Source organism: Pseudomonas sp. BS3767, assembly GCF_900099665.1.
GTDB lineage: Bacteria > Pseudomonadota > Gammaproteobacteria > Pseudomonadales > Pseudomonadaceae > Aquipseudomonas > Aquipseudomonas cerasi.
In genome coordinates this window covers 106,083-121,516 of the sequence record NZ_FNCX01000001.1, presented here as the reverse complement: position 1 = coordinate 121,516, position 15,434 = coordinate 106,083, and the positions used below count along the sequence as shown (strand labels likewise).

16 protein-coding genes are annotated in these 15,434 nt (G+C 58.6%); 7 read left to right on the top strand and 9 right to left on the bottom strand.

Annotated elements, in window-relative coordinates:
* Window positions 1-49: 49 nt before the first annotated feature.
* A complete protein-coding gene (locus tag BLR16_RS00560; RefSeq protein WP_074807539.1) occupies window positions 50-745 on the bottom strand; it encodes a hypothetical protein in 696 nt (231 codons plus the stop codon).
* Window positions 746-965: 220 nt separating this feature from the next.
* Between BLR16_RS00560 and BLR16_RS00555 the strand changes: the two genes are divergently transcribed.
* The gene (locus BLR16_RS00555; RefSeq protein ID WP_042930717.1) at window positions 966-1,148 is read left to right on the top strand and encodes a hypothetical protein; all 183 of its coding nucleotides are present in this window, start codon (window positions 966-968) and stop codon (window positions 1,146-1,148) included.
* Between the two features lie 120 nt (window positions 1,149-1,268).
* Here the strand turns inward: BLR16_RS00555 and BLR16_RS00550 are convergent, their stop codons facing one another.
* Entirely contained in the window at window positions 1,269-2,027 is a 759-nt protein-coding gene (locus BLR16_RS00550; RefSeq protein ID WP_003369306.1) for a TerC family protein, read from the bottom strand.
* A gap of 34 nt (window positions 2,028-2,061) precedes the next feature.
* Window positions 2,062-2,304, bottom strand: coding sequence for a hypothetical protein (locus BLR16_RS00545; RefSeq protein ID WP_003369303.1), 243 nt, complete (start codon window positions 2,302-2,304; stop codon window positions 2,062-2,064).
* Window positions 2,305-2,435: 131 nt separating this feature from the next.
* On the opposite strand from BLR16_RS00545, the gene nhaR reads away from it, so the two are divergent.
* A complete protein-coding gene (gene nhaR / locus BLR16_RS00540; RefSeq protein WP_003369301.1) occupies window positions 2,436-3,338 on the top strand; it encodes a transcriptional activator NhaR in 903 nt (300 codons plus the stop codon).
* Here nhaR and BLR16_RS00535 read toward each other — a convergent pair.
* Together BLR16_RS00535 and BLR16_RS00530 are read right to left on the bottom strand one after the other, a co-directional pair.
* Window positions 3,335-4,489, bottom strand: coding sequence for an MFS transporter (locus BLR16_RS00535; RefSeq protein ID WP_003434173.1), 1,155 nt, complete (start codon window positions 4,487-4,489; stop codon window positions 3,335-3,337). The two genes, nhaR and BLR16_RS00535, sit on opposite strands and share 4 nt — an antisense overlap.
* 432 nt (window positions 4,490-4,921) lie before the next feature.
* Entirely contained in the window at window positions 4,922-5,431 is a 510-nt protein-coding gene (locus BLR16_RS00530; protein ID WP_003369297.1) for a DUF1993 domain-containing protein, read from the bottom strand.
* Window positions 5,432-5,584: 153 nt separating this feature from the next.
* On the opposite strand from BLR16_RS00530, the gene BLR16_RS00525 reads away from it, so the two are divergent.
* The gene (locus BLR16_RS00525) at window positions 5,585-6,259 is read left to right on the top strand and encodes a YceH family protein (protein WP_054081493.1); all 675 of its coding nucleotides are present in this window, start codon (window positions 5,585-5,587) and stop codon (window positions 6,257-6,259) included.
* A 22-nt stretch (window positions 6,260-6,281) separates the two neighbouring features.
* On the opposite strand, the gene BLR16_RS00520 is transcribed toward BLR16_RS00525, so the two are convergent.
* Window positions 6,282-7,097 (bottom strand): shikimate 5-dehydrogenase, encoded by an 816-nt coding sequence (locus BLR16_RS00520; protein WP_054081494.1) that lies wholly within the window; start codon window positions 7,095-7,097, stop codon window positions 6,282-6,284.
* 211 nt (window positions 7,098-7,308) lie between these two features.
* Between BLR16_RS00520 and BLR16_RS00515 the strand changes: the two genes are divergently transcribed.
* Together BLR16_RS00515 and BLR16_RS00510 are read left to right on the top strand one after the other, a co-directional pair.
* Window positions 7,309-7,665, top strand: a complete 357-nt coding sequence (locus BLR16_RS00515) for a hypothetical protein (protein ID WP_003410180.1) — start codon at window positions 7,309-7,311, stop codon at window positions 7,663-7,665.
* 172 nt (window positions 7,666-7,837) lie between these two features.
* On the top strand, window positions 7,838-8,020 hold the full coding sequence (locus BLR16_RS00510; RefSeq protein WP_003434175.1) for a hypothetical protein: 183 nt from the start codon (window positions 7,838-7,840) through the stop codon (window positions 8,018-8,020).
* Between the two features lie 96 nt (window positions 8,021-8,116).
* On the opposite strand, the gene BLR16_RS00505 is transcribed toward BLR16_RS00510, so the two are convergent.
* On the bottom strand, window positions 8,117-8,677 hold the full coding sequence (locus BLR16_RS00505; RefSeq protein WP_003369287.1) for a hypothetical protein: 561 nt from the start codon (window positions 8,675-8,677) through the stop codon (window positions 8,117-8,119).
* 268 nt (window positions 8,678-8,945) lie between these two features.
* Here BLR16_RS00505 and pbpG point away from each other — a divergent pair, with 268 nt between their 5' ends.
* Window positions 8,946-9,881: a D-alanyl-D-alanine endopeptidase gene (gene pbpG, locus BLR16_RS00500; protein ID WP_003369285.1), complete on the top strand. Its 936-nt coding sequence runs from the start codon at window positions 8,946-8,948 to the stop codon at window positions 9,879-9,881.
* Between the two features lie 71 nt (window positions 9,882-9,952).
* Here the strand turns inward: pbpG and BLR16_RS00495 are convergent, their stop codons facing one another.
* Window positions 9,953-11,383, bottom strand: coding sequence for an NAD-dependent succinate-semialdehyde dehydrogenase (locus BLR16_RS00495; protein WP_044309622.1), 1,431 nt, complete (start codon window positions 11,381-11,383; stop codon window positions 9,953-9,955).
* A 250-nt stretch (window positions 11,384-11,633) separates the two neighbouring features.
* Between BLR16_RS00495 and BLR16_RS00490 the strand changes: the two genes are divergently transcribed.
* Complete coding sequence (locus BLR16_RS00490; protein ID WP_074807536.1) at window positions 11,634-14,405, top strand: RHS repeat domain-containing protein; 2,772 nt, start codon at window positions 11,634-11,636, stop codon at window positions 14,403-14,405.
* Window positions 14,406-14,512: 107 nt separating this feature from the next.
* On the opposite strand, the gene BLR16_RS00485 is transcribed toward BLR16_RS00490, so the two are convergent.
* A complete protein-coding gene (locus tag BLR16_RS00485; protein ID WP_003434180.1) occupies window positions 14,513-15,373 on the bottom strand; it encodes a glucose 1-dehydrogenase in 861 nt (286 codons plus the stop codon).
* Window positions 15,374-15,434 lie beyond the last annotated feature (61 nt).

Sequence of the window (15,434 nt, the reverse complement as noted above, 5' to 3'; positions counted from 1 at the left end):
CGTAAAACGGCACCTTCTCGGTGCCGTTTTTGTTCCTGCCGCGTTGATTTCATTTAACGCCGCGTGCCAGCGTTCTTTTCGCCTCGCCCGCCGCCTGCTCCTGTCCTGATGTCGATAACGCTTCGGCCGCCTGCAGCCAGCGCTGCGCATCGACATTGGCCGGCAACTGCCGGGGCGACTGAATCAGTACCGCCCAACTGCCCGCGTCCTTCCAGGCCGACGCGAAGCTGCTGAAACTCATTGAATAGCGACGATCCATGCCTGCGTTGAGCAGCACGGTCTCCTTGATGCGGTTATAGCCGATCAACACCGCATAACGCGGCCCTTTCCACAGCGCAGAGCCCTGGGCAAAACGCAGCATGACCGGATAACCCGCCGAGACCTGAGTCAGCAGGTCCTGTAATTGGCCATCAAGCGGGTAAACCATGAACCCGTATTCACGCGCGACTTTCTGCATGTTCTGTTCGAGCCGGTCCTCGGCGCCCGGCAGTTGCAGCGGCTTGTCGAGCAAACCGGGCGTTGTCTGCACCTGCTGGTTGGCCAGCATGCTAGCCAGCACCATCGGGCCGCTTTGATAGGCATTACCCCGAAAGAACGGAATCGACGTCAGCTCGACCCGGTCCGGAAAGCGTTTCATCTCCGGCGTAACCATCGACGAACAACCAGCAAGGCCCGTCAGCAAGGCCGCAATCAACCATGAACGCAGTGCACCGACAGTACCGGTATTGAAAGAAACCGACAGCATGTTCACTCACTTTAACTGTTATCGGGCAACCCGCGACCCGACCTGAGCACCGATGATAGAGCCGACCGGGTTCCGGGTATAGCCGCGCGCGGCACCTCGGTCAGCGGAATGGCGAAAATAATTCATAGCCCGATGCCACTGGTCAATTAACCGAAACATGCCCCGTACTAGACTGTCAGTTATCAAGACCGCAACAAAAAGCAGGAATGTGGAGGCACTTATGAGCCTGGAATTGACAATCGTGATGCTGATCGCCTCGTGGCTTGCCGTTGCCAGTGCGATGCTGTGGGGGGTGATGCGCATATCCCGTCGCCATCACCAGCCACGCAGTGTCGAGTCGCGCGTGGCAAAGCGGCCAGTCCTTGCAAAACATCTCAAGGCTCCCGCTGTAGCAGCCAACTGACTTACAAGGGCGTGAGCAGCGTTTAGCTGATCTGCCCTCATCAGCGTATTTGCCAGCACCTTGAACGCGAAAGGTCGACCCTGTTACCAGGGCCGACCTTTTTTACAGTTTCGCCAGCTATTAGTGCGTGGACACCTGAGTAGCGGCTTTCTTGCGTCTTGCCCTGCGTACCAGCATGTTCAAGGCTTCAACGGCTGCCGAGAAGGCCATGGCCGCATAGATATAACCCTTGGGCACATGGGCGCCGAAACCTTCGGCGATCAGCGTCATACCGATCATGATCAGGAAGCCCAGGGCCAGCATGACCACCGTCGGGTTGTCGTTGATGAACTTGGCCAGCGGGTTGGCGGCGACAAGCATCACCACGACAGCAGAGATGACCGCGATGACCATGATCGGCAGGTGCTCGGTCATACCCACGGCAGTGATGATACTGTCGATGGAGAACACCAGGTCCAGCATCAGGATCTGCACGATAGCCGCGCTCATGCTCAGCGCCACCACCGAACCCAGGGCTTTCTCTTCCTCGGTCTTGACGTCCATGCTGTGGTGAATTTCCGTCGTTGCCTTCCAGACCAGGAACAGGCCACCGGCAATCAGGATCATGTCTTTCCATGAGAACGCCTGACCAAATACCTCGAAGACCGGCTCTGTCAGCTGCACGATGTACGCAACGGTACTGAGCAGGCCCAGACGCATCACCAGCGCCATGCCGATACCCAGCTTGCGAGCCTTCTCGCGCTGATGTTCAGGCAGCTTGTTGGTGAGAATCGAGATGAAAATCAGGTTATCGATGCCCAGTACAACTTCCATCACCACCAGTGTCGCCAGCGCGATCCAGGCTGCCGGACTTGTTGCGAGTTCCAATAGGTATTCCATAGATCACTGCCCTGCCTGCGCCAATAGTTATAAGTCAGATTTCTTTATCAGACGTGTTTTCGGTTTCAGCCGAGTTTGGTGGTGGCTCCTGCAACGAAAGTTCCTGCCTGGCCTCGTCCAGTGCCTGGGTCGCGGCTTTATGGGTGTCATCGACCACCTGTTTTGCACTGTCGGCGGCGGCGTTCACCACCTGCTTGGTGGAAGACTCTAGCTGATCGCATCCCGCCACTACCAGCAGCGAACCGCTCAGTAATACAGCGTAAAGGGCTTTGTTCATGGGCTCCTCGGTCGGTGAAGCCGGGCGGCCTGTTCAGCCCGGCATTGGAGCGGATTCTAGACATCTTGAAACATAAGGAAAATTCGATTTTATAAGGCATATACTTCGGTTTTACCGAATCGGCAGAAAATATGCTCAATTACCGCCAACTTCACTACTTCTGGGTCGTGGCCAAGACCGGCAGCATCGTGCGCGCCTGTGAACAGTTGAATCTGACCGCGCAGACCGTCAGCGGGCAGATCAGTCTGCTGGAGGCGTCACTGGGGGTCGATCTGTTTCAGCGCGTCGGTCGGCAACTGGAAATGACCGAAGCAGGTCGCCTCGCCCTGCCCTACGCCGAACAAATGTTTCAGTTGGGCAATGACCTGGAAAACCTGCTGCGTTCGCAACCGGATGAACAGCAATTGCTGTTGCGCATTGGGGTGGCTGACGTCGTGCCCAAGTCGATTGTCTACCGCCTGATCGCCCCGACCATGACGCTGGAAGAGTCAATCCGCATCACCTGTCGCGAGGACAAGCTGGAACGACTGCTGGCAGACCTGGCCATTCAGCGTCTCGACCTGGTGATTTCCGATAGCCCCATGCCGCCGCACCTGGACATCAAGGGGTATAGCCAGAAGCTGGGCGAGTGCGGGGTCAGTTTTTTCGCCACGCGTGAAATGGCGGAGCGTATCGGGACGGATTTTCCACAGTGCATGCATGGAGCACCGCTGCTGATTCCAGGCCAGGAAACCGTGGTTCGAGGCCGACTGATGCGCTGGTTTGCCGAACAGAGCATTCAGCCGCGCATCATTGGCGAATTTGATGACAGCGCGCTGATGAAGGCGTTCGGCAAATCCGGCAGCGGCGTGTTCGTGGCGCCCAGCGTGATCGCCGACGAAGTGCAGAACCAGTATGGCGTACAAGTGGTTGGCCACACTGACGCGGTGACCGAATCGTTCTACGCCATTACCGTGGAGCGCAAGGTCAGGCACCCCGGCGTTGTCGCCATCGCCGAAAGTGCTCGGAACCAGCTGTTTACCGATGCAGGCTAAGCCGGGAGCGGCCCCGGATCACGCTTGATCAACAACAGCGCCAGCACGATCGCCAGCACAATGATGCCCGCAGCGGCAAAACCGACGTTGCCCAGCCCCAGGTGATCAATGACCCTGCCGCCGATCAACGCGCCGATGCCAATGCCAAGGTTGGCGCCGGCGATGTTCAGTGATGCCGCGAATGCAGGTGCTTGCGGCGCGGCCTTGATCAGCCGCACATGACTGACCAGAAACAAGGCCGCCTGGGTAATGCCCCAAACGGCAAGCGCGAGTGGCAAGGCCACCACCGAATGAATACTCGGCACCACCGCGACCATGCCGACGACCATGAAAGCGCAGAACACCAGGCTGGCAATCAACGGATGGCGGTCGACCATGCGCCCGCCCAGCGAGTTGCCCAGCAAGCCGACAGCGCCAAAGCCCATCAGACACCAGCCCACCAGAGCGCCGTCGAAACCGGCAAGACGCTCGAGCATGTCCGCCAGGTAGGTATAGGCCGTGAACATGCCGCTGAATACCAGCACCGAGAGCAGCACGTGCCCCTGCATCATCCGGCTGCGCAAGATGCCGAACTGTTCAAGGATCGAGACCGGGTTCGGCCGGGCAACCGTTTTCGGCAGATAGACCGTCAACAACAGTGCCTTGGCGAACGCCAGACCGGCCAGCACCAGAAAGGCCGTGCGCCAGCCGAACGCGTCGGAGATCAGGGTACCGATGGGGATGCCGAACACCGTGGCGCAAACGATGCCGAAACCGATCCTGGCAATCGCCCGCCCAGCAAACTGAGGACCGACAATGTCCACGGCGGTCTCGCTGGCCAGCGCCCAGAACACCGGCAAGCCCAACGCGGGAATCAGCCGGGCGATACCCATCACGGCGATATTGGGCGCCAGCGCCGCCAGCACATTTGCAAAGCCGAACAGTACCAGGATGCTGACAAAAAGGCGCTTGCGCTCGAAGCGCGAAAAGTAGGCGGTCAGAAAGGGACCAAAGGCGGCGACGGTGAACGCGAACAACGTCACCAGCAGCCCGGCCTGCGAGACCGTGACATTCAGGTCGCGGGCAACGGCTGGCAAAAGGCCAACGATAACGAATTCTGTAGTCAGCACGGTGAACCCGGCGGCTGACAACAGAAGGATGGGCAACAACATGAATACTCCAGAACAACATCAATACAGCCCGCTGCAACAGCGCGGCCTGCGGGAGGACAATTAAAGCGGCTTGAAGATGAGTGTCACGCCAATGCTGCGCATTGGCGTGCATTTCGTGAGGCTCTGCGTCGAAACTTCTCAATCCGGCAAGGCAGTGACTAAACAGTGCATCCTGTAAGAGCCGAAGCTCACGCCAAAGCTCCGTGAAAGCGTAACGAACTGCACCCATACGCTGAGCACGCGTCGGTGTAAACCAGCCCGTTTTTGATTCTGGCCGAGGGCCGTGGGAGCGGGCCTGCTCGCGAAGAGGCCGGTACAGCCCTCAGGAAAGAGGGCGCTCGATGCATCGACTTCGTGAGCAATACGGATCGCCGCCCCGGTCACTCCCACACCCTTCGGGCAGAAGCCTGTAAGCCCTTTATTTCGGGCGTTTTAGAACTTGCCCATGAAATCACGCTTGCCGATTTCAACGCCGTTGTGGCGCAGCAGATCGTAGGCAGTCGTGACGTGAAAGAAAAACTGCGGCAAGGCGTAGCTGAGCAGATAGGCCTGACCGTTCAGGCGCTTTTCCTTTTCAGTGCCGGGACGCAGGACGATTTCGATGCCTTCCTTGCCGTCGACCTGATCAGGGGTGATGCTGCCGATGAACGCGAGTGTCTTGGCAAGCAGAGCCTGCAACTCGGCAAAGGTGGTTTCGGTGTCATCGTATTGCGGGATCTCGACGCCTGCCAGGCGCGCGGAAGCACCCTTGGCAAAATCGACGGCGATCTGCACCTGACGGGTGAACGGCAGCATATCCGGGAACAGACGTGCCTGTAGCAGGGCTGGCGGCTGAATTTTCTTCTCGGTCGCGTAGGCTTCGGCTTTGGTCAGAACGTCGCTCAGCGCGTTGAGCATTTGCTGAAAGACAGGAATGGAAGCGGCGTACAGGGAAATAGACATGACATATCCTGATTGAGAAAGGCGCAATTATAGACCCACATGACGCCAAACGCCGTGACACTTTCAGCGCCCCTGCAGATCCGTGCAGCAGACACTGGCAATAATGTCCGCCACGCCCTACGCTGATCCACCGCCATCACTCAGGGAAGCGCCATGTCCATCGAATCGTCCTCCACCGAATCCTCCCCGAATGCCGAGGCGTTACAACTCAACGGCGTTGAAGTGCGCATTCTGGGCTGCCTGATCGAGAAACAGGCGACCAACCCGGAAACCTATCCGCTGACCCTCAATGCACTGGTGATTGCCTGCAACCAGAAGACCAGTCGTGACCCGGTCATGAACCTCACCCAGGGTCAGGTCGGCCAGAGCCTGCGAGCCCTGGAAGGCCGCGGTCTGACGCGGCTGGTCATGGGCAGTCGCGCCGATCGCTGGGAACACAGGGTCGACAAGGGGCTCGAGCTGGTCCCGGCGCAGGTGATACTCACTGGCCTGTTGCTGCTGCGCGGGCCACAGACCGTCAACGAGCTGCTGACCCGCAGTAACCGCATGCACGACTTCGAGGACAGCGAGCAGGTCGTGCACCAGCTGGAACGTCTGATCGCCAGAGGTCTGGCGATGCTCGTGCCGCGCCAGTCGGGCCAGCGCGAAGACCGTTACATGCACCTGCTGGGCGACCCGGAATCCCTGCAGGAGCTGCTTGCCGCCCGCCAGCACACACCGGAGCGACCTTCGGCAAGTCCGGCGGCCAACTCGCGTATCGATGAGCTGGAGGCACGGGTCGCGGCCCTTGAAGAACGACTGGCCAGACTGGAGCACGCCGAGGAGTAACGCGCCCTGCCCGACCTGCCGGCTAGCCGGCTCTGGCGAAGGCGGCCGCCTGCTGATACTGCTCGTCGGTCGGGCGCACCCCGGTATAGAGCACAAACTGCTCCAGTGCCTGGATCGCCGCCACTTCATCACCACTCACCACACGCTTGCCCAGGCGACGTGCAGCCTGGATCAGCGGCGTGTCGGCCGGGGTAGCCACCACATCGAAAACCGTTTCAGCGGCGTCGATGGCTTGCAGGTCAAACGACAGCTCGTCAGCTTGCGCGCCCTGCATCCCTAATGGAGTGACATTGACCAGCAAGGGTGGCCGCGCGCTGCCCAGCTCCGCTTGCCAGCGAAAGCCGCACGCCTCTGCGAGACGCCGGCCGGCCTGCTCGTTACGGGCCACGATCAGCCCCTCGGTGAAACCCGCATCACGCAGCGCGAACGCGACTGCCTTGGCCATTCCCCCGCTTCCACGCAGGGCAAACGCGCTGCGCGGCACCGCATGGCTCTCCATCAGTTGAGCGACAGCGATGTAATCGGTGTTGAACGCCTTCAGATGCCCATCGGTGTTGACGATGGTATTGATCGACTGGATAGCGGCAGCCGAGGCGTCCAGTTCGTCGACCAGCTCGATGCAGGCCTCCTTGAAGGGCATCGAAACTGCGCTGCCACGAATCCCCAGCGAGCGTATGCCGGCCACGGCGGCGGCGAGGTCTTTGGGGGCGAAAGTCTTGTAATAGAAGTTCAAGCCCAACTGCTGATAAAGATGATTATGGAAACGCACACCAAAGTTGCCGGGACGGGCGGCCATGGACATGCACAATAATGTCTCCCTGTTAGCAGTGACGGACATCGGGTGTTTCCTCCAGACGGTAATGGCTTGAATCTTCGATAGAAGCGTATGCTACGCACCAGCGAGCGCGAGGACATACGCGGCACACCTTACATAAAATTTACTCAGCACTTTCGCAGATTCTTACAATTTCGGTGTCATAGTGTTATCCCGTGGCAGTGCTTGAGAGTGATGCAGGCGCGCGACAACGGGTTGAGAGCGAGGAACAGTCATGATTCGTCAAATCCCCAAGATCGCCTTGTTTGTAGGTGCCCTGGCCCTTGCTGGCCAGGCGAATGCTGACCGTGGCTGGGGTGGCCCTGCCGTGGTAGGTGCTATCGTTGGCGCTGCCGTTGTCGGGGCGGCGGTATCTTCAGGTCGCGACAGAACGGTGTACGTCGAGCGCGAGCCGGTATACGTGCAACAGCAGCCGGTCTACTACGCGCCGCCACCGGTCTATTACCAGCCGGCCCCGGTCTATCAGGTTGTGGAGCGCTACCCACCGCCTCCACCGCCAGGCTACTACCACCGTTACGGGCCACCGCCAGGCCCCGGCTATTACTACGGTCCGCCACGCGGCCGTTGGTAACAGAACAAAAAACCCGCCTTTTAAGGCGGGTTTTTCGTTGCTGTGCTCACATAATTGGCTGCCAATGCAATGCGCCAAACCCTCGTTGTTATCAATGACCACTATTGAGAGCGTCGATTTCTGACTTGCCCGCCTGCCCTCTACAGTAGCGCCATGGATTGAGGAGGCACTTATGGCCAAGGTACACATCATGTCCGTCGTCGGTAGCGCAGTTCCAGCCCCGCTCAGAGAGCGCGGCCTGTTGGCCTGCTGGTACCTGATTCAGGATGGCGAACCCGTCAGCGGCCCGCTCGCGTCATTGCCTGTTGCAGAGGCCCTGTCGCGGCAACTGCAGTGTCAACCCCTCAACAGCTGACTTCTTCTGCAAACCTCGTGCGTTGCTCCGCACATCCCTTGCCCGCCTCTTCGATGGCGGGCTTTTTTTTGCCATGGAAAAAGCCGGTGACCAGACTCAGCCGCGCTCGGCCATGGCCGCGTTGACCTGACAGCGATGGGCCAGTTTCTGCAGGCGTTTCTCCAGCGCCATGAACACCACACGATCGGTACGGCCACTGTCGAGCTCATCGATCAGGTCATTGGCGACCTGACGCAATTCGTAAGCCAGCACCACGCGGTCATCGTTGAGGTCCTGTTTATGCGACTCGAACAGGCGATGCAGGTAATCCTGCAAGGTGTATTTCAGGCTATGCCGGTCACTGGCGCGCAGATGGGTCAGGTTGAGGCTGATACGGCCCTGCAGTTCGCTCAGCTCGCCGCACAGGTACTGCATGCGCCGCGCGTAACCCACTTCCCGGTCACGTATCTGCCTGTGCGCCAGTTCCGCTTCCTGCTTGCGCTGGATGGCCGGTACTGCCACAGCGGCCATCAGCCCGACGATCAGACCGATCGCCTGCATCCAGCCGGCCCAGTCACTCGGACGTGAGGTAAAGCCGACACCCAGCAGCAGAATGACGATCAATGAAGCGATGATCACCAGTACTGCGTAATCCTTGCTGACAAACCCCTTGAGCATTGCATGACTCCTGAATCGGTGACCTGAATGGCATGGAATGCTAATCGGTGCGGGCCTTGCGCACCACGAATATTCAATTCAGATGTGGTTTTTGGCAGGTTCCAGAGCAGAAAGCGACTTAACAGCAACTTAATGAATGACCGATTGCGTCATTTATTGCGCAAACGCCCACCCCAGCCCATCGACATACAGCAAAGTCTGCTCATAAAATGCAGCGTTTTGACGCGATCCCTTCCATTTACCACCTTTTATCGAGTGAGCCTTGCTCTTGAAAATCCGTCTGTCTTTTTTGGGCCTATTATTTGTACTTACCGGCCCGGTGCTTTCTACCCCTACGCTGGCAAATGAACCCGCTGTTCTGAACCGTGATCCTTCCAACCTGCACCTTGCCTCGGGCAGCGCAATGGTCATCGACCTGCAGACCGACAAGGTGCTGTATTCCAGCAACCCGGATGTGATCGTGCCGATTGCCTCGGTCACCAAGCTGATGACCGCGATGGTCGTGCTGGATGCCAAGCAGCCGATGGACGAAGTCATTCCGGTGAACATTTCCCAGACACCGGAAATGAAAGGCGTCTTCTCCCGAGTCAAGCTCGGCAGTGAAATGAACCGTCGGGACATGTTGCTGATTACCCTGATGTCCTCGGAAAACCGCGCGGCGGCCAGCCTGGCGCACAGCTATCCGGGCGGCTATCCGGCGTTCATTCTGGCGATGAACGCCAAGGCCAAGGCGCTGGGCATGAAGCACACGGCCTACGTCGAACCCACCGGCCTGTCGGTGTACAACGTGTCGACCGCGCGCGACCTCACCAAGCTGGTGATGGCGGCGCGCAAATACCCGCTGCTCAGTGAACTGAGCACCACCGAGCAGAAGACCGTGACCTTCCGCAAACCGACCTACACCCTCGGTTTCAGCAACACAGATCATCTGGTGCGCAAGGATAACTGGGACATCAAGCTGACCAAGACCGGCTTTACCAACCAGGCCGGTCATTGCCTGGTGCTGCTGACCAGCATGGCCAACCGCCCGGTTTCAGTGGTGATTCTCGATGCGTTCGGCAAGTACACGCACTTTGCCGACGCCAGCCGCATACGCAAGTGGATGGAAACCGGTCAGAGCGGCCCAGCGCCCGAAGTGGCCCTGCAGTACAAGAAGGAAAAGAATCTGGTCATGAGACAGACCGGCATTCAAGCCAGAGACTGAGTCACGCGGGCAACGAAAAACGGTCGCGATGCTTGCACATCGCGACCGTTTTTTATTTCCCCGAGCGACACTCAGTTGTATTGAGTGACCAGCTTGGTATTCAGGTAGGCCTCAATGGCCTCGGTGCCGCCTTCGGAACCGTAACCGGAATCCTTGATCCCGCCGAACGGTACTTCCGGCAAGCCGATGCCCTGATGATTGATCGACAGCATCCCCGCTTCGATAAAGGTACTCAGCGCTTGCGCAGTCTTCATCGACGTGGTGAAGGCATAGGATGCCAGCCCGAACGGCACGCGGTTTGACTCGGCAATCGCCTCCTCTAGCGTGTCGAAAGGCACCAGCAACGCGACAGGGCCGAAAGGCTCCTCATTCATGATGCGCATCTGCGGCTTCAGGCCACTCAACACGGTCGGCTCGAAGAAATAGCCCGCCCCCTCGACAGCCTTGCCACCGGCAGACAGCGTCGCGCCACCACGCACCGCATCATCGATCAGATCGACCAGCGCAGGAATACGTCGATCATTGGCCACAGGGCCCATGGTGGTACCCGCTTCCAGACCGTTACCCACCTTGATTTCGCGAGTCAGGCCAACGAATTTCTCGGTGAACGCGTCGAGTACCTTGCGCTGCACCAGAATCCTGGTCGGCGACACGCAGACCTGCCCGGCGTTACGGAACTTGGCGGTGGCCAGCACGCGAGCGGCGAGGTCGATATCCGCATCATCGAACACCAGCGCCGGTGCATGACCACCCAGTTCCATGGTTGCCCGCTTCATGTGCTTGCCAGCCAATGCGGCCAGTTGCTTGCCGACCGGCGTAGAGCCAGTGAACGTGACCTTGCGAATGACCGGATGCGGGATCAGGTAGCCGGAAATTTCTGCCGGATCACCGTAGACCAGGCCAATGACGCCAGCCGGCACACCGGCATCGGCGAAAGCGCGAATCAGCTCGGCAGGCGACGCTGGCGTTTCTTCCGGGGCCTTGACGATGATCGAGCAGCCCGCAGCCAGTGCCGAGGACAACTTGCGCACCACCTGGTTGATCGGGAAATTCCAGGGCGTGAACGCAGCGACCGGGCCGACCGGCTCCTTGATGACTTTCTGTTCGATGGACACGCCCCGCGACGGCACGAGACGACCATAACTGCGACGCCCTTCTTCGGCCAGCCAGTCGATGATGTCAGCCGCCGACAGGGTTTCCATGCGCGCTTCGGCCAAGGGCTTGCCTTGCTCCTGCGTCATGATTCGGGCGATGCCGTCCGCGCGCTCACGAATCAGGTTTGCCGCTTTCTGCATCAGCTTGTAGCGATCATAAGCCGAGGTGGCACGCCAGGTGGCAAAGCCACGCTCGGCCGCCGCCAGAGCTTCGTCAAGGTCGGCGATAGCGGCATGCGCCACAGTGCCCAGCGCCTCGCCCGTCGCCGGGTTGATGACTGACAACGTGCGATTGTCGCGGCTTGCGCGCCATTGACCATCGATATAAAGCTGTACGTCTGGATACATGAACAATTTCTCCATAAGTCGCTGAAAGGAACGGTGTGACCGACGGATCAGACTCGCTGATCAGCACCGGCCATCGGCAAAAATGCCAAGCGCTACGGCTCGTCGATTTTGCGACGCGTCATGACGCGCGTCGACAGGCTTACAAAACGTTTGAAGCCGGTGGTCTCATAGGCCTGCGCTATGCTGCACTTACGACGATACTTTACTTACATAGCCTGGACTCAAGTCACCAGTCAGGGATGACGTGATCATGAACGTACAGTCTGCCGCATTGCATCATCATACGCCCCGCCTGAGTGTCATTGAGCCACGCGGCCTGGAGATTCGCGCGATTGATTTTTGGCGCAACCAGGCCATAGACACGCCGGCAGTTCTTATAAACCGCGTGGCTTATGATGCTGCCGGGCATCCGGTCAACTGCTGGGATGCAAGGCTCTGGGAAAGCCAGGCTGCCGTCAATCTTGCTACTGTGTTTTCCTTGAGTGGTCAGGCGCTTCTCAGCGACAGTGTCGATGCCGGTTGGCGGCTGATGTTGGCCGGTGACAGCGGCGCGGTCGTGGCTGGATGGGATGGCCGTGGGACTGAGCGGAGCGTGCAGTATGACGCCCTACTCAGACCCGTTGCCATCATTGAAAACGGACGCTGCGTCGAGCGGCGGCAATACGGCGGGCCGGATACCAAGGGCCATAATCAGTGCGGCCAATGTATACGCCATGATGACCCGGCTGGTTCGCGAATGGATACCGAGTTCGCCCTGGCGGGTGGCGTGCTTGAACAGACGCGGCATTTTCTCTTCAATCTTGAAAATGTCGACTGGCCAGAACCGCTGGCCGAACGTGACGCCTTGCTCGAATCTGGTCCAGGCGCGACTACGCGCTGGGCACACAGTCCGCTTGGCGATGTCATCTCGCAAACGGACGCCCAGCGTAACGTCCAGACCTTTGCCCATACTGTGGCAGGTCATATTGAGGCCATTTCACTCAGCCTCTCCGGGCAGACAGAGCGAGTTCTGGTTCACAGTATCGATTACGACGCTCAAGGCCACGTAACCTCGGAAACGGCTGGCAACGGCGTTGTGACCAAGGCGGTGCACGACGCCGCAGATGGCCGTCTGATTGAACTCAAAGGCACACGGGCAGATGGTCAACTGCTGCAACATCTGCTGTATGACTACGACCCGGTGGGCAATGTCCTGCGTATCGAGGATCGCACCCAGCCGACACGGTGTTATGCCGGTCAGCGCATTGAGCCGGTGTCGACGTATCAATACGACACGCTGTATCAGTTGATCCAGGCTACGGGCACGGAGTCTGCGAAACTCAATCAAGGCCCTGTTTTTCCATCCTTCCAGTGTCCGCTCGACCTGACGCAGCTGGCCAATTACACGCAAAACTACCGCTATGATGCGAGCGGCAATCTGTTGCAACTGACCCACACGGGCACCCAGTCCCACTCGCGCACCCTGATCACTTCGCAAACCAGCAATCGCAGCCTGCCGGTTATCAACGATCGACCGCCGGATGAAGCGGCCATCGCTGCCGCGTTCGACGCCAATGGCAATCTGAATGAGTTGCAAGCCGGGCAAGCGATGAGCTGGGACTGGCGTAATCAGTTGCAGCAAGTGCGGCCGGTGGTTCGGGCAGCGGGTGACGACGACAAAGAGCGCTACATCTACGACGCCAGTGGGCAACGCCTGCGCAAAATCCATACGACCAAGGCGAAAGCCGTTGTCCACAGTGCCGAAGTGCGCTACTTACCAGGCCTGGAGGTGCACAGCAACAGCGCCACAGCCGAGACTTTGCACGTTATCGTCACCCAGGCCGGGCGCAACGAGGTTCGGGTATTGCACTGGCAGGCGGGTCAACCCGAAGGACTTGAAAACGATCAGGTTCGCTACAGCTTCGCCGATCATCTGGGGTCCGGCACCCTGGAGCTGGATAACAACGCGCGCATCATCAGCCAGGAAAGTTACTACCCGTTTGGTGGTACCTCGTGGTGGGCAGGGCGCAGTACGGTTGAAGCCAGCTATAAAACCATTCGATATTCCGGCAAGGAACGCGACGCGACGGGGCTGTACTACTACGGCCTGCGCTATTACGCGCCGTGGTTGCAGCGATGGATCAATCCGGACCCGGCGGGCACAGTGGACGGGATGAATCTGTATCGTTTTGTCAGGAATTCGCCTTTGCGGTTTGCTGATCAACAGGGGGCTGCTCCCTACGACGTGCCCATTACCGTTGTCGTTGCAAAGGACCTTTCCGAGTTCGCGCCTGAGCAGCTATCCAAAATGTATGACGTTAGGGATGTTGCCGTTTCGTTATTGGAGTTCACGCGTTCCGAGCTGCTAAAAGCATCACCGAGGCGAGACGTAAACAAGGCATTCGACGCAACCTTCGGTGCGCTGGATCCGAGCGCGCGCTCTGCTACGAGTATCGACGTAGAAGATTCGTTACGGCAGATGCAGGAGCTCATTGAGTCCATCGGCAGTCCAGACTCTGATCTGACGCTGTTTCTTTTTAACGGACCCGAGGACATCCTCGCATCGACTGATTTTCAAGGCGAGTTTCAGGAATCGGTCGAACGGATTGGGGTGTCAACCTCTCTTCTTGCCAACTACGATGTGCTGGAAGTTGCACGATCCCTTATTCACGAGACCACCCATGTCCGCCTGAATACAGTGGATGCGTTTTATTATCTGACGGATGCCAGTAAGCGCCTCGTTAATGGAGCGGATGCCACACAGGTTAAGACGTGGTCAGGCGAGCTCCGAAAGTCGTTAAGAAAAATCTCGACGCATGGCCCCAGGGAAAACCGATTCGATCCAGCCAACTATATACTCGCCATGCAGGCGTTGACCGAGAATGCGCACACCCGAGCAGAGCGAAAACAAGAGTTCTTGAGCAACACAACGACCCGAACTTCATTATTGCTGATGAATGCCGACACGCTTTCGTCGCTTGTCATGGCGACCGGACAGCCTGCCCGATATGCGCAGACACGGATGAATCAGTCTGGAAATTAGACAATCAATGGCAGTACCCGCTTGAGCAAATACAGAGTGTCATTGACGCCTGAAAAAACGGTGCCTGTTTGAGCACCGTTTCAACAAAAAAGGCGTTGTCGGGGTAATTACAGAATCGGCTTGCCGCCCGTCACTGCATAGCGCGAGCCGGAAATGTAACTGGCTTCGTCAGAGGCCAGCAGCACATAGATCGGCGAAACTTCCACCGGCTGCCCCGGGCGCCCCAGCGGTGTCTCGCTACCGAAGCTTTTCACATCTTCGTCGGTCATGGTCGCCGGGATCAACGGGGTCCAGATCGGACCTGGAGCAACGCTGTTCACGCGGATGCCCTTCTCGCCCAGCAACTGCGCCAGACCACCGGTGAAGTTGGCGATTGCGCCCTTGGTGGTTGCGTAGGCCAGCAACGTCGGCTTGGGCATGTCCGAATTGACCGAACTGGTATTGATGATCGAACCACCCCGCGGCATATGCGGAACCGTAGCCTTGCAGATGCGAAACATCGCCGTGATGTTGATATCGAAGGTTTTGACCCATTCTTCGTCGGAGATTTCGTCCAGCGTTTCATGCGTCATCTGGAACGCAGCGTTGTTGACAAGCACATCGATGCGACCAAACTCTGCAACGGTCTTGCTCACGATGTCTTCGCATTGCTGCTTCTGTGCCAGGTCGCCCGGCAACAGCAGACATTTACGGCCCGCCTCTTCGACCCAGCGCTTGGTTTCTTGCGCGTCTTCATGCTCGTTCAAGTAGGAGATCGCGACCTGCGCGCCTTCACGTGCAAAGGCGATCGCGACTGCGCGGCCGATGCCGCTGTCGGCGCCGGTGATCAGCGCGATCTTGCCCTGCAGGCGTCCGGAGCCCTTGTAGCTCTTTTCACCGCAATCGGGATAGGGGTCCATCTTGCCCTGCATGCCTGGAACATCTTGTGGCTGGCTGGCAAATGGCGGCTTTGGGTATTCTTCGTTCATCTGAATAAATCTCGTCGAATAAAATGTTCTGACTGAAACGCTGACGCCCTTGTCGATCGCC

Bases quoted from the DNA above. Each gene is read 5' to 3' on its own strand.
- BLR16_RS00560 (WP_074807539.1), bottom strand. From the start codon at position 745: ATGCTGTCGGTTTCTTTCAATACCGGTACTGTCGGTGCACTGCGTTCA.
- BLR16_RS00510 (WP_003434175.1), top strand. From the start codon at position 7,838: ATGGCCAAGGTACACATCATGTCCGTCGTCGGTAGCGCAGTTCCAGCC.
- BLR16_RS00505 (WP_003369287.1), bottom strand. From the start codon at position 8,677: ATGCTCAAGGGGTTTGTCAGCAAGGATTACGCAGTACTGGTGATCATC.
- BLR16_RS00485 (WP_003434180.1), bottom strand. From the start codon at position 15,373: ATGAACGAAGAATACCCAAAGCCGCCATTTGCCAGCCAGCCACAAGAT.
- BLR16_RS00525 (WP_054081493.1), top strand. From the start codon at position 5,585: ATGTCCATCGAATCGTCCTCCACCGAATCCTCCCCGAATGCCGAGGCG.
- BLR16_RS00495 (WP_044309622.1), bottom strand. From the start codon at position 11,383: ATGTATCCAGACGTACAGCTTTATATCGATGGTCAATGGCGCGCAAGC.
- BLR16_RS00490 (WP_074807536.1), top strand. From the start codon at position 11,634: ATGAACGTACAGTCTGCCGCATTGCATCATCATACGCCCCGCCTGAGT.
- BLR16_RS00515 (WP_003410180.1), top strand. From the start codon at position 7,309: ATGATTCGTCAAATCCCCAAGATCGCCTTGTTTGTAGGTGCCCTGGCC.
- nhaR (WP_003369301.1), top strand. From the start codon at position 2,436: ATGCTCAATTACCGCCAACTTCACTACTTCTGGGTCGTGGCCAAGACC.
- BLR16_RS00545 (WP_003369303.1), bottom strand. From the start codon at position 2,304: ATGAACAAAGCCCTTTACGCTGTATTACTGAGCGGTTCGCTGCTGGTA.
- BLR16_RS00555 (WP_042930717.1), top strand. From the start codon at position 966: ATGAGCCTGGAATTGACAATCGTGATGCTGATCGCCTCGTGGCTTGCC.
- BLR16_RS00520 (WP_054081494.1), bottom strand. From the start codon at position 7,097: ATGTCCGTCACTGCTAACAGGGAGACATTATTGTGCATGTCCATGGCC.
- BLR16_RS00535 (WP_003434173.1), bottom strand. From the start codon at position 4,489: ATGTTGTTGCCCATCCTTCTGTTGTCAGCCGCCGGGTTCACCGTGCTG.
- BLR16_RS00550 (WP_003369306.1), bottom strand. From the start codon at position 2,027: ATGGAATACCTATTGGAACTCGCAACAAGTCCGGCAGCCTGGATCGCG.
- BLR16_RS00530 (WP_003369297.1), bottom strand. From the start codon at position 5,431: ATGTCTATTTCCCTGTACGCCGCTTCCATTCCTGTCTTTCAGCAAATG.